Here is a 563-nt window from a genome sequence, read left to right as displayed (position 1 = left end):
GTGCCAGGTGTCGTCGGTCATCTCCATCTTCACCAGCACATAGCCGGGGAAGAACTTCCGCTCCGTGTCGACCTTCTGGCCGCGGCGGACCTCCACGACCTGCTCGGTGGGGACGAGGATGTCCTCGATGCGGTCGGCGAGGCCGGACTGGGCGGCCTGCGCGCGGATCTGCTCGGCGATCTTCTTCTCGAAGCCCGAATAGACATGCACGACATACCAACGCTTATCGGCCATCGGCCAGAACCTCGCTTCGCCCTCGGCGGCCCCCAGGGAAAATCCCATGGCCCGTCCGATTCAACGACTGAATTGTTTCGCCTTTGCTAAAGCCCGAAGACCCATCGCATGGCAAGCTGGATCACCTGATCCGTCACCAGGAAGAAGATAGCCGCCAGCGAGGACAGAGCCAGGACAAGGCCGGTCGTGATCAGGGTTTCCCGGCGCGAGGGCCAGGTGACCTTCGCGACTTCCTGACGGACTTCCCGGGAGAAATGGACGGGATTGAGCTTGGCCAAAACTTGCTATTCCTGACTGCGCCATCTTCGGCGGCCCCTGAAAGCATGTCG

At 61.8% G+C, this 563-nt stretch carries 2 protein-coding genes; both read right to left on the bottom strand.

The genetic code is table 11. The features are described from left to right. On the bottom strand, positions 1-282 hold a 282-nt coding region (locus AC1DWF_RS37415), incomplete at its 3' end, for a transcription termination/antitermination NusG family protein (protein ID WP_476843472.1). Between the two features lie 38 nt (positions 283-320). After that, positions 321-512, bottom strand: a complete 192-nt coding sequence (gene secE, locus AC1DWF_RS37410; RefSeq protein ID WP_476843471.1) for a preprotein translocase subunit SecE — start codon at positions 510-512, stop codon at positions 321-323. Positions 513-563 lie beyond the last annotated feature (51 nt).

The sequence above is a fragment of the Aminobacter sp. P4_D5 genome, assembly GCF_056401815.1.
The sequence above is the reverse complement of the archived record's forward strand: the minus strand, read 5'-3'. Positions and strand labels throughout refer to the sequence as shown.